Raw genomic sequence first — 14,942 nt, 5'->3', positions numbered from 1 at the left:
TCAGCCCAGGGTGACCGGCAGGGCGACCAGGCCGCGGGTGCGATACGACGGCCGCCAGGGCACCTCGTCCGCCGGCACGGCCAGCCGCATCCGCGGAAAGCGGCGCCCCGCCGTGCCGATGGCCACCTCCAGTTCGATGCGGGCCAGCGGGGCCGCCAGGCAGTAGTGGACGCCGTGGCCGAAGGTGAGGTGCGCGCCGGAGCGGCCGGGCCGCACCTCGCCGGGCGCGGGGAAGGCCTCGGGATCGCGGTTCGCCGCGCCCACGACGAGCAGCACGGTCTCACCCCGGGGCACCACGACGCCGGCGATCTCGATGTCCTCGGTCGGGAAGCGCCGCAGGAGCACGGGCGCGGGCGGTTCCACGCGCAGCAACTCCTCGACGGACGGCCCGAGGTGCGCCGGGTCGAGCGGGAATGCCGACCGGCGAAGGAGCGTGAACAGTGCCGTACCGATGGCGTGCACGGTGTTCTCGTAGCCGGCGAACAGCAGCAGGAACGCCAGGGACGTCAGTTCGTCCTCGGTCAGCCGGTCGCCGTCGTCCCGGGCGGCGATCAACGCCGAGAGCAGGTCGTCGGCCGGGTCGGAGCGCTTGGCCGCGAGCAGCTCGGCAAGGTAGGCGTGGATGGTGCCGACCGCCCGCGCCGCCGTGGCGCGGTCCGAGTCCGGCGGGCTGACCATCGCGTCGGTCCACGACCGGAAGTCGTGCCGGTCCGCCTCCGGAACGCCCAGCAGGTCGGAGATGACCGCCACGGGAAGGGGACCGGCGTAGTCCCGGACGAGATCCGCCTCGCCGTGCTCCGCGACCGCGTCCAGCAGGGCGTCGGCGGTCTGCTGGATCCGCGGACGCAGGTTCTCCACCCGGCGCGGGGTGAACGCCTGGGACACCAGCCGGCGGATCCGGGTGTGGTCGGGCGGGTCCATGTTCAGTAGGTTCGCGTCCAGCGCCGGCGGAAGTGAGAAGCCCCGCCAGCTGCCGTTGCCGTTGCTCTTGCTCACCGACAGCCGGGGATCGGCGAGCAGGGCACGGACGTCCGCGTAGCGCGTCACCAGCCAGGCCGGCGCCCCGTCGGGCAGTTCCACGCGGCAGGCCGGCGTGGTTTCCCGCAGCCGGCCGTAGAGCGGGTACGGGTCGGTGAGGAACGCCTCGGACGTCGGCAGCGGCACCGCGGTCATCGCGAGGCACCCTCCTGTGCGGCTTCTCCCTGACGCAGAAAGGTCGGGCATCCACGGGGGAAGATGCCCGACCTTCGATCAGATGGAATCACACCCGGCGTCGATCCGCCACCCTGGCTCAGCCCGGCAGCTGGTGGGGCAGGCCGCCCGCCTGGGTCATCGCCTCGTACTGCTTCTTCGCGTGGTCGGAGAGGGGAGTCACCCAGACCGCGGTCCCGTACGCGCAGACCTCGCTCCACGCCGCGCCGATCTCGCCGTTGTCGAACCGGTAGGCGATGACGGCGTTCGCGCCGCGCTGCCGGGCCTGCCACACCATCCGGCCCATGGCCTCGTTGCGGCTCTGCACCATCAGCTGGGTCATCTCCGGCACCTCGCCGCCGCCGAGCGCCCGCAGTCCCGCGGTCATCCCGGCGCCGAGGGTCTGGGCCCGCACGGTCACCCCGAACACCTCCCCGAGCACCGCGTCGATCCGGTAGCCGGGCAGGTCGTTGGTACTGACGATCAACACCCCGACGATCGTAGTCTGTGCAGATTGCCCAGTCAGGGCCCGCTCAGACCGGCCGATCTGCGCAGAATGCTCGCTCCGGGCTGGGCGTGTTGTGCACCACAGCCCCGTTCACCAAGCTGGAGGCCGCAAACCGACGACCAGCTGAGGGGGACCAGCCCATGTCCGTGCAAGACACGCTCACCAACGAGGAACGGCTCGCGGAGCTCGACCTCGACACCCTCAAGCAGCTCGTCGGGTTGGTCGAGTACGACTCCGGCAGCGACCCGTTCCCGGTCACGGGCTGGGACGCGGTCGTGTGGGCGGTCGGGAACGCCACGCAGACGGCGCACTTCTTCCAGTCGGCCCTCGGCATGGAGCTGGTGGCGTACTCCGGGCCCGAGACCGGCAACCGTGACCACATGTCGTTCGTGCTCAAGAGCGGTGCGGTCCGATTCGTGATCCAGGGCGGGGTCGACCCGGACAGCCCCGTGATCGCCCACCACGCCAAGCACGGCGACGGCATCACCGACATCGCCCTCGAGGTTCCGGACGTCGACAAGTGCATCGAGCACGCCCGGGCGCAGGGTGCCACGGTGCTGGAGGAGCCGCACGACGTCTCCGACGAGCACGGCACCGTCCGGATGGCCGCCATCGCCGCGTACGGCGAGACCCGGCACACGCTGATCAGCCGCGGCGGCTACTCCGGGCCATACCTGCCGGGCTACGTCGCGCGGACCTCGTCGTTCCGCAAGCGTGAGGGCGCGCCCAAGCGGGTCTTCCAGGCGCTCGACCACGTCGTGGGCAACGTCGGGCTGGGCGAGATGGACGAGTGGGTCGGCTTCTACAACCGGGTCATGGGCTTCACCAACATGGCCGAGTTCATCGGCGACGACATCGCCACCGACTACTCCGCGCTGATGTCCAAGGTGGTCGCCTCGGGCAACCACCGCGTGAAGTTCCCGCTCAACGAGCCGGCGATCGGCAAGAAGAAGTCCCAGATCGACGAGTACCTGGAGTTCTACCGCGGGCCGGGCGCCCAGCACCTGGCGCTGGCGACCAACGACATCGTGCGGACGGTCGACGTGCTCCGGGGCGAGGGCATCGAGTTCCTCAGCACGCCGGACTCGTACTACGAGGACCCCGAGCTGCGGGCGCGCATCGGTGAGGTGCGGGTGCCGATCGAGGAGTTGCAGAAGCGGGGCATCCTGGTCGACCGTGACGAGGACGGCTACCTCCTGCAGATCTTCACCAAGCCGATCGGTGACCGGCCTACCGTGTTCTTCGAGTTCATCGAGCGGCACGGCTCGCTCGGCTTCGGCAAGGGCAACTTCAAGGCCCTGTTCGAGGCGATCGAGCGTGAGCAGGAGCGGCGCGGCAACTTCTGACGGAGGTACGGACGGATGGCGCACTACCAGCGAGCCGGTAGCATCCCGGCCAAACGTCACACCCAGCATCGCGACCCCGGCGGCGCCCTCTACTACGAGGAGCTGATGGGGGAGGAGGGCTTCTCGTCCGACTCGTCGTTGCTGTACCACCGGCACGTTCCCTCGGCGATCGTCGACGCGCGCGTCTGGGACCTGCCCGACCTGGCGACCGTGCCGAACCAGCCGCTGATGCCCCGGCACCTGAAGCTCCACGAGCTCTTCGGCGAGCAGGAGTGGAAGTCGCGGGACGCCGTACGCGACCGGCGGCTCGTGCTCGGCAACGCCGACGTCCGGATCGCCTACGTGGTGGCCGGCGAGGCGTCGCCGCTCTACCGCAACGCCACCGGGGACGAGTGCGCGTACGTCGAGTCCGGCGCCGGCACCGTGGAGACCATCTTCGGTGACCTGGAGGTCGGGGCGGGCGACTACGTCATCATCCCGCGGGCCACCACGCACCGCTGGGTGCCGGCGGGACACGAGCCGCTGCGCCTGTACGTCATCGAGGCCAACAGCCACATCGCCCCGCCCAAGCGCTACCTGTCGCGGTACGGGCAGCTCCTGGAGCATTCGCCGTACTGCGAGCGGGATCTGCGCACTCCCGGCGCGCCGCGTACGGTCGACGAGCAGGACGTCGAGGTCTACATCAAGCACCGCGGCGACGGGCCGGCCGGGCTCGCCGGGACCGTGCACGTGGCGCCGCACCACCCCTTCGACGTCGTCGGCTGGGACGGCTGCCTGTACCCGTACGCGTTCAACATCGCCGATTTCGAGCCGATCACCGGCCGGGTCCACCAGCCGCCGCCGGTGCACCAGGTCTTCGAGGGCACGAACTTCGTCATCTGCAACTTCGTGCCCCGCAAGGTCGACTATCACCCGCTGGCCGTGCCCGTGCCCTACTACCACTCGAACGTGGACAGCGACGAGGTCATGTTCTACGTGGGCGGCGACTATGAGGCCCGCAAGGGCTCCGGGATCAACGTCGGGTCGATCTCCCTGCACCCCGGCGGCCACTCCCACGGCCCGCAGCCGAGCGCCATCGAGGCCAGCCTGGGCGCGGAGCGCTTCGACGAGCTCGCCGTCATGGTCGACACCTTCCGGCCGCTCGGCCTCGGCGAGGGCGGCCGGGCCTGCGACGACGGGAAGTACGCCTGGACCTGGGCGGGACGGGGACCGGCATCGTGACGGAGCTCTTCGCCGGCCTGCTGGACGACGCGGCCGTCTTCCCGCCCGGCAACGTCCCGGTGCCGGACGCCGTACGGGCCTACCGTGAGCGGCAGTCGTCGCCGTTGCTCGGCCCGTTCATCTGCTCCCTGCCCCGGTGGGAGGAGCTGCGGGCGACGCTGACCGCCGGCTCCCCGCTGCCGGTCGCCCTGACCGTGCCCGGTGGGGCTGCGGACGTTCCGTCCGCGATCTCGCAGGCGCGCGCGGAGCCCCGGGTGCGGCTCGTGGCGCTGGAGGTACCGGCTTCCGCCGAGACGCTGGCCGACCTGGTGAAGGCCGTCGACGCTCAGGTGCTCACGTACGTCGAGCTGCCCTGGGCCGATGTCACCGCGGCCACGGTCGGCGCGCTCGCGGACGCCGGCCTGCGCCTCAAGGTCCGCACCGGGGGACTGGTCGCCACGGCCTTCCCCGACGAGCGGCAGCTGGCCGGCGTCCTGGTGGAGGCCGTGCGGGGCGGCGTCGCGTTCAAGCTCACCGCGGGACTGCACGACCCGATCCGGCACCGGGATCCCGCCACGGGCTTCGAACACCACGGGTTCCTGAACGTGCTCCTCGCCACCGCCCGCGCCCTCGAGGGCGGCGACGTCGTCGCGGCACTCGCCGACCAGGACGGCGCCCGGGTGGCGGCGGCGGTCGCGAAGTTCGACGACGGCCTGGCAGGGCGGGTACGCCGCCACTTCGTCAGTTTCGGCACCTGCAGCGTCACCGAGCCGGTCGACGGCCTGCTGCATCACGGACTACTCCCGGAGGACCTTCGTTGACCACCGTTTCGGCCGCGACCTGGCTCGACGTCCCGGCGGACCATCCGTTCGGCGTCGCCACCCTGCCCTACGGGGTGTTCAGCACGGCCTCGGACCCGGCCGCCCGGGTCGGGGTCGCGATCGGCGAGATGATCCTGGACCTGGCGCCCGCGGCGCGGAGCCTGGCCCCGTCACTGGCGCCCGCCGTGACGGGACCGTCGCTGGACACACTGCTGGCCGCCGGGCCGCAAACGTGGGCGGAGGTGCGTGCGGCGGTGACCACCTGGCTCACCGACGCCGCCTTCAGCTCTCAGGTCAGCGCTTGTCTGGTGCCGGCCCGGGACGCGGTCATGCATCTGCCGTTCACGGTCGCGGACTACGTCGACTTCTACGCCTCCGAACAGCACGCGACGAACCTCGGCAAGATGTTCCGGCCCGGGCAGGACCCGCTGACGCCGAACTGGAAACATCTGCCGATCGGCTACCACGGCCGCGCCGGCACCGTCGTCGGCTCGGGCACCGACGTCGTGCGCCCCTGCGGCCAGCGCCGCGGCGCCGACGGCGAGATCACCTTCGGGCCGTCCGCGCGCCTCGACATCGAGGCCGAGCTGGGCTTCGTCGTCGGCACCCCGTCGCGCCTGGGCCGGCCCGTCGACCTGGCCGGGTTCGAGGAGCACGTCTTCGGGGTCTGCCTGGTCAACGACTGGTCCGCCCGCGACATCCAGTCCTGGGAGTACGTGCCGCTCGGCCCGTTCCTCGGCAAGTCCTTCGCCACCTCGGTCTCGCCGTGGGTCGTACCGCTGGCAGCGCTCGGGGCGGCCCGGGTGAGGCCGCCGGCCCGGACGGTGCCCCTGCTGCCGTACCTCGACGACTCGGGGACGCCGCCGTGGGGGCTGGACGTGCGGCTCGAGGTGCGGCTCAACGGCCACGTCGTCTCGCGCCCGCTGTTCGAGGGCATGTACTGGACCGGCGCCCAGATGCTGGCGCACATGACCGCGAACGGTGCTTCGCTGCGCACCGGGGACCTCTACGCCTCCGGGACGATCAGCGGTGAGCGTCCCGACCAGCGCGGCTCGCTCATCGAGCTGTCCTGGGGCGGCGCGGAGCCGCTGCGGCTCCCGGACGGGACGAGCCGTACCTTCCTCGAGGACGGCGACGAGGTGGTGATCAGCGCGAGCGCGCCCGGCGCGGACGGTACGGTCATCGGCCTCGGCGAGGTCCGTGGCCGGATCCTGCCCGCCGCCGAACCGGCGAGGTAGCCGGCCGCTCAGGCTTTCCCATCCCGGCGCACCGGCCCGGGATGTACGTTTTGTCAATGGCGCCCGACGGCTCGAGCATATGGTTGACGCTGCTGGTGGAAGCGCTGTTCACCGCGGTGTTCCTGCGCGTCCTCGCCGGCTATCTGCACCGGCGGGACGGGCTGCACCGCGACGTCGTCGTGATGTTCTCGGCGATGGCGGTGCTGTTCGTGCTCGCCGTGGTGCGGCAGGTCGCCGGGGAGCCCCCGCCCGTGGTCTCCCTGGCCGCGTCCGTCCTGCTGCTGGGCCAGCCTTTCCTGACCCTGCGCGTGGTACGCGGGATCGGGACGGTGCATGCCGGCGTCTACACGGCGGCGGCGGCCGGCTGGGCCGTCAGCGCGGTCCTGCTGGTCCTCGGCGGGCAGGCGATGACCGCGTGGTCCCTGCTCGCGGTGGTAGGCGTGTTCGTGGCCACGGAGATCGCCGCCTCGTGGTACCTGGCCCGGCTCGCCGCGGCACGCAGAGGTGCGCCCCGGGCCCGGCTGTACCTGGCCGCCGCGGCCACCGCACTGTTCGCCGTGGCGATCATGGTTGCCGGCGCGGGCTCGGGGGACTCGACACTCGCGCAGGACGCGCGGCAGGCGGCCCGGGTGATCGCCCTGGCGTCGGCGCTGGGCTACCTGCTGGCGTTCAACCCGCCGGGATGGGCGCGGCGGGCCTGGTCGAGCCGGGCCGCGTACGAGGTCGTGAGGCAGCTGTTGCAGGTGCGCCCGGACGCGCCTGCGCAGGACATCTGGGAGCATTACGCCCAGGCCGTACGGCACGCCACGGCCTCCGGCGCGGTGGTCGTCCTCGCGTGTGCCGACGACCGGTTGACCGAGGTGGCGCGGGTGGGCGTACCCGCTCCCGGCCCCACTGCCGGCGAGACGGACTGTGTGGCACTTGTCGAGTTCAGCGCCGGCGTCGACACCAACGACACCAGGCGCCCCGCCGACACCCCGGCCGTGGCGCTGGAGTACGCCCGGGCCGGGGGATTCCGGTTCGTCACGGTGGCGAGCCTGCGACTGCCCACCCAGGCGGCGGTGATGTTGCTCCTCGGTACCCATCGCAGCCTGTTCACCGAGGACGACGTCCACATGCTCGGCGACCTTGCCGGCCAGGTCGCCGCCCTGAGCCAGCGTGCCGAGCTGCTGAGCGACCGGGATCGCCTCACCGCCGAGCTGTCCGATTCGGTGGCGGCCCTGACGGTGGCCGGCGAGGCCAAGAGCACGTTCATGGCGAACATGAGCCACGAGCTGCGGACCCCGCTGAACGCGATCATCGGCTTCAGCGACCTCATGCGAACCGAGCCCGCCGCGGACGGGCACAGCACCGTGCCTACCGAGTGGATCGAGCACGTGCACTCCAGCGGCCAGCATCTGCTCGGCCTGATCAACGAGGTTCTCGACCTGGCGAAGATCGAATCGGGCAAGACGGAGCTGCACTGCGAACCCGTCGACCTGCCCAGGGCCGTGAACGAGGTCGTGACGAGCCTGGCAGCGCTCTGGCGGCCGAAGGACCTGGAGCTCACCGTGGCGGTCGGGCCGTTGCGGCTGGAGGCCGACCCCATGCGCCTGCGGCAGATCCTCACGAACCTGCTGTCGAACGCCATCAAGTTCACCCCCGAACACGGGAAGATCTTCATCGCGGCCCGCCGCGTCGGCCGCGACATCGCCCTCAGCGTCGCCGACACCGGTCCGGGCATCGCCTTCGCCGACCAGCGGCGGGTGTTCGAGGAGTTCCAGCAGGTCGGCGACCAGCAGAGCCGTTCCGGCGGGACCGGGCTCGGTCTCGCCCTGACCCGCCGCCTGGCCGACGCCCACGGCGGCCGCATCGAGCTGCAGTCGGAACCGGGTCGCGGCGCGAAGTTCACCGTCTACCTGCCCGCCGCCGACGGCATGGAGCAGGGTGCGGCCCCCGCCCGCGCCTGTTGCGGGGGAGTTCTCGTCATCGAGGACGACCAGGCCGCCGCGGACCTGCTGACCACCCAGCTGCAGCGGGCCGGCTACCAGGTGACCGTGGCGGTCTCCGGTGAGCAGGGACTCGAGGCCGCGCGGGCGTGCGACCCGGAGGCCATCCTGCTCGACATCCATCTACCCGGCGTCGACGGGTGGCAGGTGCTCGCGGAACTCAAGAAGGACGATCGGCTGCGTCACGTCCCGGTCGTGATCATCAGTGTCCAGGACGCCACCGACTTCGGTCTGGCGCTCGGTGCCGTCGACTACTTCGTCAAGCCCGTCGACCGCAGCACCCTCATCACCTGGCTGGCCCGGCACGGCCTGATCCCGCCCGGCACCGGCCGGGAGCTGACCGTGCTCGCCATCGACGACGATCCGCACAGCCTCGACCTGATCCACGCCAGCCTGCAGGGCGAAGGCATCCACATGCTCCGGGCCACCGGCGGCGTCGACGGCCTCCGTACCGCGCGGGCGCACCACGTCGACCTCATCATCTGCGACCTGCTCATGCCGGACCTGGACGGCTTCGACGTCGTCGCCGCGCTGCACAGCGACCCGGCCACCCGCGGCATCCCGGTCGTCGTGCTCACCGCCCACACGCTCAGCGACGCCGAGAAGACGCGGCTCAGCGGCAAGGTCATCGCCATCACCGACAAGACCTCGCCGGCCGAGGGGCTGCCCGATCTGGTCCGTACCATCGGTGAGCTCACCGGCCTGACCATCGACTCCGATCTCGTGATCACCTGACGCCGGAATCCTGTCTCCGGCGCATCGCGGCCGATGCCGGCCCGGTCCCGCGACGCTGGACCGCACGGGTCTCCACCCCCTCGGCGGGACCGGGCCGACGAGCTCAGTCTGGGCGGCTGCGCCGGCCCGCGCCTCGTCCGCGCCGGATGAGTTCAGGTTCTCAGCCCCGGCATCGCCACCGGAGTGCCGGGACGTCCCTGCTGCTCGGCCGGCGCCTCGAGGCCGGGGGTCCTCGCCCGGCGGCGTTGTACCGCGGCGTCGACGGCCAGCCCCACCAGCGACCCGCCCGCCGCCGCGAGGAACGGCATCACGAGCAGGATGCCGTAGTCCGTGCGGGGTGGGCGACCACGCAGGACGCCCAGCGCGGTCGCGATCCTTCGTCGGTACGTCATCATCTTCTCCTCCGATCACGAGTGTCTTACCGGCCGTGCCGGCCAGGGCGAGGCCGAGGATCTCGAGCGTCACCAGCCCCGGTCCCGCCGTACGCTCAGCGGTGCGCATCCGGAGCAGAGCGATGACCGCGAAGACGACCAGCACGGCGAGGTCGAGCAGCCGGTGGACGGTCCCGGGCCAGGCGTCCTCGGCCTGCCGGGCGGTCATCCGGTCGATCCAGACGGCGGCAGCGGTCACGGTGCCGCCCACGAGGCCGGCGACGACGGTGCAGTACCCCAGCGTCCCGACGAGGGCCGGCGCACCCAGCAGCCGGAACACGTCCAGGATGACCGCCACGGCGAGCAGGCCCAGCGGGAACATCAGCAACAGGGGCTGCACCGCGTTCCCGCGGACGCTGAGCCGGGTCACCATGCGTACCTCCTCCGCTACGGGCGGGACGCGGTCGAGCATCGGACGGCGCGGGCTCCCGTACGTCATCCTCTGCGGCGGATTCCGCCGGCGTCCTTCGTCCGTAGTGGATGAGCTGCTCAGGTGCATGCGTGTGGCAGCGTGTTCCTGACACGCTCTACACAGGAGGGAGTGGGCCGAGCCACGCAACACGGTGTGACGGTGGGTGTTGCCACGCCCTTGATCGCATGGTTCGCTGGGGGAGCGAAGGCGCTGGAGGCGTGGTCGTTCTAGGGGTGCAGGGACGGTGGACCGCGATACCGGATTCCGGGAGACGCCTGACGCTGTTGTCGTCGTTGCCGGGGCCGAGGGGGTGCCCGAGGCATGCGCGTCCGCCGGCGACGGCGGACGCCTCGACGGATGCGGACCCGTGCCGGGGAGGACGGCATGGACGTCGACAACGTGGCCGGGCGGGCGAATGGATTCCTGACCTCGGCCGACCGACCGGGCCACCGAGTGAGCCGGCGTCACGGGCCGCCGGCGCTCACTCCGTTCAACGCCGCGAAGATGTCCCGGCCGCGGATGTTACGGGCGCAGGTTCACCGGCCACGCCTTAACGCCACGCTCGACGCTTCGGTGCGCGTTCCCGTGACGCTCGTGTGCGCCGGCGCGGGGTGGGGCAAGAGCGTGCTGGTGTCGGCGTGGGTGGAGCGCTGCCCCTTTCCCGTCGCTTGGCTCACGGTCGATCGGGGCGACAACGACGTGCAGTCGTTCTGGGCGTACGTGGTGGCGACGCTGCGGGCCGCCGGCGCGGTGCCGGCCGGCGATCCGCTCGGCGGGTGGCAGAGCGTCCCGTCCGACGACGATGAGCGCGTACACGCCCTCGGGAGCGGCATCAAGCGGCTGACCACGCCGACCGTGGTGGTCATCGACGACTTTCATGAGATCGACGATCCCCAGGTCCTCCGCGAGCTGAGTGCGCTGATCGACCCTCCGCCGCCCGATCTCCACCTCATACTGATCAGCCGGTCGGAGCCGGCGCTGCCGTTGCACCGCTTGCGACTCGCGGGTGCCGTCGGTGAGATCCGCGCCCGCGATCTGGCCTTCACCGCTGACGAGGCCGCCCAGCTGCTGGCGCGCCCCGCGCTCGAACTGGACGGCGACGACGTGACGGCGCTGGTCGAGCGCACCGAGGGCTGGCCGGCCGGCCTGCAGATGGCGGCCGCCTTCCTGGCCGGGCCCGGCGGCCCCCGCCCGGTCACCGACTTCACGGGCGACGTACGTCCGGTCGACGAGTACCTGGCGACCGAGGTGCTGGCGGCGCAGTCGCCGAGAATGCTCCGCTTCCTGCTGTACACCAGCATCTGCGACCACGTCTGCGGGGAACTGGCCGACGCGGTCACCGGCGACCACGACGGCCAGCGGACCCTCGAGGAACTGGAGCTGGTCAACGATTTCGTCGTACGGCTGGGCGTCAAACCGCGCTGGTACCGCTACCACCACCTGCTGCGCGACGCGCTGCGGCATCACCTGCTGCTGCGGGATGCGCCGCTGGTGCCGGAGCTGCACGGGCGGGCGGCGCGCTGGCATCTCGCGCACGGATCGATCTTCGATGCCCTCGTGCACGCGGTCGCCGGCCGCGACTGGCCGTTCGTCGGCCGGTTGGTCGTCGAGCAGGCCGCCCCGCTCATCCTGTCCGCGAACCGGACGGCGCTGATGAAGGTGCTGCGCGCCGTACCGCCCGCCGAGTTGTCCACCACCGCCGAGCTCATGGTGTGCGGTGCCCTGCTGCTGTTCGACGCGGGGGACTGGGACGCGATGCCGGCACGCCTCGAAGGCGCGCGTCAGCTGCTGCGGGATCGCCCGGAGTCCGAACGCTTGCCGGTCGAGATCACCGTACGGTCGCTGGAGATGAGCGTGCGGCGGGCCGTGGGCGACATGCCGGAGGTGGTCGCGGAGACGACGCGCCTGCTCACGACCCTGACCAGGGTCCGATCGACCGAGGTGCCGCCGGCCGAGCAGTTCCGCGCGGTGGCGCTGAACAACAAGGGTGTCGGGCTGCTGTGGCAGGGCAGGACGGACCTCGCCGAGCGCTTTCTCTGGAGCGCGTCGACCGCTGCCCGGGCGGCCGGCGTCGAGCTGGTGGAGATCAACGCCCTGGGCCACCTGGCCATGCTGGAGGTCATGCACGGCTCGGTGCAGGAGGCGGACCGGCTGGCCGGGACGGCGCGGGACCTCGCGGACCGGCGCGGATGGAGCTGTGCGCTGCAATCCGTGGCGGCGCATCTTGCGCTGGTGCTCGTCCACGTCGAGCGCCAGGAGCCGGAGCAGGCGGAACAGGCGCTCCAGCAGGGCCGACGCGCGCATCGTAACGAGCCCGAGGCGGTGCAGCGTTTGACGGGGCTGGGCGCCCAGGCACGGCTGGCGCTGGCGCAGGGCGAGCCGGAGCGTGCCCGCAGCCTGCTCGCGCAGGCCCGACGATACCGGGACTCCCGCATCCGGGCGCCGGCCCTGGACCGGTGGCTGCTGCTCGTCGAATCGGAGATCGATCTGCTGACCGGCGCGGCCGAGTCCGTGGAGCACCGGTACGCGGAGATGGGGCGTCAAGGCGTTCTCACCTTCGCCGAGCGCGTCCACCGCGCGCGGGCGGCATTCGCGAGGGGAAACGTGAGACAGGCGGAAGGGCACCTGGCCGGGCCACCTCCGGCGTTGGCCGAGACGGTGGCTTCCGTCGAGGCCTACATCCTCACCGCCCTCATCGCCGATGCGAGACGACAGGGCGTCCGTGCCGGCGACGCCCTCGCCAGGGCGTTCGCGCTGGCCGAGCAGGAGCATGTGCGCCGGCCGTTCGTCAGCATGGGCGGCGGCCCGCTGGAACGGCTGATCGGCCGGCAGAACCTGCTGGCCGACCGCCCGACGCCCTTCATGGCGGGCGTCCTGAAGATGATGAGGGGGACTGATGCCGGGGAGCGGGCCGGACAGCACAACGTGGACCTCAGCGAGCGGGAACGGGAGGTTCTGGGGTACCTGCCGACCATGCTGACGGCCGGAGAGATCGCCGCTGAGCTGGGTGTCTCCATCAACACCGTCAAGGCCCACCTGCGATCGATCTATCGCAAGCTCGGCGTGGCCCGCCGCCGGGAGGCGGTGACGCGCGCGCGGGCATCCGGGCTTGTCTGAGCCGCCTCGGCGCGGCTCAGTGCAGCATGGTCTTCAAGCCGATCAGGGCGATGCCGAACAGGCCGGCGACGGCGGTGGAGATCAGCTGCTCGACCAGGGACAGCCGGCCCTCCCGGCCGATCCGCCAGCCCGCCAGGCACAGCATCACCGTGCTGCAGATCAGGGCGGCGACGACCGCGGTACGCAGGCTGGAGCGGAGCAGCCACGCGACGACCAGCACGCCGAGCGGCAGGAGGGACGCCGTGATCATCTCCCAGCCGCTGGTCAGCTGTGTGCGGACGGTCTCCCACCGGGGGCGGTGACCCTCGTGGATACGTTCGGCCACGATCCGGGCGTACCGTTCCGCGGCCCAGTAGATCGAGAGCGTGGCCAGTACGGTGACCACGGTGGTCGAGGCCGTCGGCGCGTGGGAGGCGACCATGACGGCGGCGCTCACGATGATGCCGTACAGGCCCGCCGCGGTCGCCTCCTGCACGTCGTGCGGTGACTTCGGCGGCCGCGACGAGGCGGGACCGGCTTGCGGAGAGCGCACCGTAACCCCCGTCAGTGGGCGCCGGTGGCGGCGAGCTCGGGGCCGGGTCCGGGGGTTCGCGGGCCCGGGGGACGCGCGTGGGCGGCGACGGTGACGAGCACCTCGTAGGCCGCCAGCAGCAGCGCGATCACGAGCAGGGAGGTCCACGACGACCACAGCAACGCGAGTACCGCGGCCACCACGATGCCGCCGACGCGGAGAGCGTCCAGGTGAGCCGCGGCCCAGCCGGGGCCGCGCGAAACGAGGACGCGGCCGCCGGCACGGGCTCCGCGACCGGCGGCGCGTATCCCGGCGACGGTCTGCCGGCGGAGCCAGGTCGGTGCCCGGCCCGGCCCGATCAGGTACATCGCCACGGCCAGGACCGCTCCGACCACCATGATCTGTACGCCCCGGACGCGCAGCAACCCGAAGACACTCGTGAAGGCCGCGGCGACGCCGTCGCGGTAGACCCCTGCGGGCACTTCGTCGAGCAATTGGACCCGTACGGCACGCAGCGCCGCGGTCACCGTCACCGCGGCGACGACCAGCCACAGACCGAGCTGCAGCAGCGTGCGCCGGCGCTCCGGAGAGACGACAAGTGCAAGGCACAGCAGGACGACCGTGCCGATCACGCCGAGGACAAGATCGCGCTTGGCCGCCGCTACGGCCTGCTGAGCGGCCCATAGCTGGCCCGAGTCGTAGATCGTGAACTGGGCGAAGTTCTCCGGCAGGGTGATCCCGAGTGCATCCTGCACCCGGGCCCGCAGGTTGTCCGGGATGGCGCCGCTGTCGAGGTCGGGCAGGGAGATCTGCTTGCCGAACAGCGTCGGCATCTGGTTGCCGAGCTGCCGGAGCACCTGGTTGATCAGCGGCAGCAGGTCGATGTCGACGCGATCCTGGCGGCCGATCACGACGGTGCTGGTGCCGTCGATGATGGCGAGGGCGCGCTGGTGCGCACGGCGGTTCAGCTCCACCCAGATGCCGGCGAAGCGATCGCTCTGCAGCACGTTCGTCACGGTCGTCCGTACGGCGCCGCGCAGCTGGCCGGCCACCGGTCCGGCGAGGAACGCGGCCTGCTGGGGAAGGACGGTACGCACCCGCTGCTCCACGTCGACGGCCGCGAACACCTGCGTCGTGGCGTACTCGGCGACCGCCGCGGCGACCTGGGGATTCTGGGGCAGCGGCGCCACGGTCGCCACCCATCGATCAGTATTCAGCACGGTGGTGGCCGCCCATACTCCGACCACGCTGGCGACCATGGCGAAGGCGGTGAGAGCGACGAGCACGGCGGCCGTGGCGCGGCGCAGGGTGCGCACCCCGGAGGCGCGGCGGCGCCGGGTGTCGAGCTGTGCATGCAGGAGTGTCACCTCGGCGCGCAGCCGAGCAAGCTCGTCGGCGGGCATGGCTTCCGGGCGAGGGGTGTCCGACTCCACGTTCATGCCCG

At 71.8% G+C, this 14,942-nt stretch carries 11 protein-coding genes and 1 pseudogene; 6 read left to right on the top strand and 6 right to left on the bottom strand.

Going from position 1 to position 14,942, the window contains the following annotated elements; all coding sequences use genetic code 11:
- On the bottom strand, positions 1 to 1,173 hold the full coding sequence (locus ACIBO8_RS21195; protein ID WP_396116985.1) for a cytochrome P450: 1,173 nt from the start codon (positions 1,171 to 1,173) through the stop codon (positions 1 to 3).
- Between the two features lie 118 nt (positions 1,174 to 1,291).
- Positions 1,292 to 1,681, bottom strand: a complete 390-nt coding sequence (locus ACIBO8_RS21190; RefSeq protein ID WP_396116984.1) for a YbjQ family protein — start codon at positions 1,679 to 1,681, stop codon at positions 1,292 to 1,294.
- Positions 1,682 to 1,839: 158 nt separating this feature from the next.
- Between ACIBO8_RS21190 and hppD the strand changes: the two genes are divergently transcribed.
- The 5 genes from hppD (at position 1,840) to ACIBO8_RS21165 (ending at position 9,027) form a co-directional block, all read left to right on the top strand.
- The gene (gene hppD / locus ACIBO8_RS21185; RefSeq protein ID WP_396116983.1) at positions 1,840 to 3,045 is read left to right on the top strand and encodes a 4-hydroxyphenylpyruvate dioxygenase; all 1,206 of its coding nucleotides are present in this window, start codon (positions 1,840 to 1,842) and stop codon (positions 3,043 to 3,045) included.
- A 15-nt stretch (positions 3,046 to 3,060) separates the two neighbouring features.
- A complete protein-coding gene (locus ACIBO8_RS21180; protein WP_396116982.1) occupies positions 3,061 to 4,266 on the top strand; it encodes a homogentisate 1,2-dioxygenase in 1,206 nt (401 codons plus the stop codon).
- On the top strand, positions 4,263 to 5,066 hold the full coding sequence (locus ACIBO8_RS21175; RefSeq protein WP_396116981.1) for a hypothetical protein: 804 nt from the start codon (positions 4,263 to 4,265) through the stop codon (positions 5,064 to 5,066). The genes ACIBO8_RS21180 and ACIBO8_RS21175 overlap by 4 nt, the downstream gene beginning before the upstream one ends.
- Positions 5,063 to 6,304 (top strand): fumarylacetoacetase, encoded by a 1,242-nt coding sequence (gene fahA / locus ACIBO8_RS21170; protein WP_396116980.1) that lies wholly within the window; start codon positions 5,063 to 5,065, stop codon positions 6,302 to 6,304. The genes ACIBO8_RS21175 and fahA overlap by 4 nt, the downstream gene beginning before the upstream one ends.
- Positions 6,305 to 6,387: 83 nt before the next feature.
- A complete protein-coding gene (locus tag ACIBO8_RS21165; RefSeq protein WP_396116979.1) occupies positions 6,388 to 9,027 on the top strand; it encodes a response regulator in 2,640 nt (879 codons plus the stop codon).
- 152 nt (positions 9,028 to 9,179) lie between these two features.
- Here ACIBO8_RS21165 and ACIBO8_RS21160 read toward each other — a convergent pair whose 3' ends face one another.
- Entirely contained in the window at positions 9,180 to 9,419 is a 240-nt protein-coding gene (locus ACIBO8_RS21160; protein WP_396116978.1) for a hypothetical protein, read from the bottom strand.
- A 40-nt stretch (positions 9,420 to 9,459) separates the two neighbouring features.
- A pseudogene (locus tag ACIBO8_RS21155) lies at positions 9,460 to 9,831 on the bottom strand (DUF2231 domain-containing protein); the annotation flags it as partial.
- 612 nt (positions 9,832 to 10,443) lie between these two features.
- On the opposite strand from ACIBO8_RS21155, the gene ACIBO8_RS21150 reads away from it, so the two are divergent.
- Positions 10,444 to 12,987 carry a LuxR C-terminal-related transcriptional regulator gene (locus tag ACIBO8_RS21150; RefSeq protein ID WP_396116977.1) on the top strand — a complete coding sequence of 848 codons (2,544 nt, stop codon included), beginning with the start codon at positions 10,444 to 10,446 and terminating at the stop codon, positions 12,985 to 12,987.
- A 16-nt stretch (positions 12,988 to 13,003) separates the two neighbouring features.
- Here the strand turns inward: ACIBO8_RS21150 and ACIBO8_RS21145 are convergent, their stop codons facing one another.
- Both ACIBO8_RS21145 and ACIBO8_RS21140 read right to left on the bottom strand, forming a co-directional pair.
- A complete protein-coding gene (locus ACIBO8_RS21145; RefSeq protein WP_396116976.1) occupies positions 13,004 to 13,519 on the bottom strand; it encodes a hypothetical protein in 516 nt (171 codons plus the stop codon).
- An 11-nt stretch (positions 13,520 to 13,530) separates the two neighbouring features.
- Positions 13,531 to 14,937, bottom strand: coding sequence for a hypothetical protein (locus ACIBO8_RS21140; RefSeq protein ID WP_396116975.1), 1,407 nt, complete (start codon positions 14,935 to 14,937; stop codon positions 13,531 to 13,533).
- Positions 14,938 to 14,942: the final 5 nt, after the last annotated feature.

The sequence above is a fragment of the Actinoplanes sp. NPDC049681 genome, assembly GCF_044465265.1.
GTDB lineage: Bacteria > Actinomycetota > Actinomycetes > Mycobacteriales > Micromonosporaceae > Actinoplanes.
The sequence above is the reverse complement of the archived record's forward strand: the minus strand, read 5'-3'. Positions and strand labels throughout refer to the sequence as shown.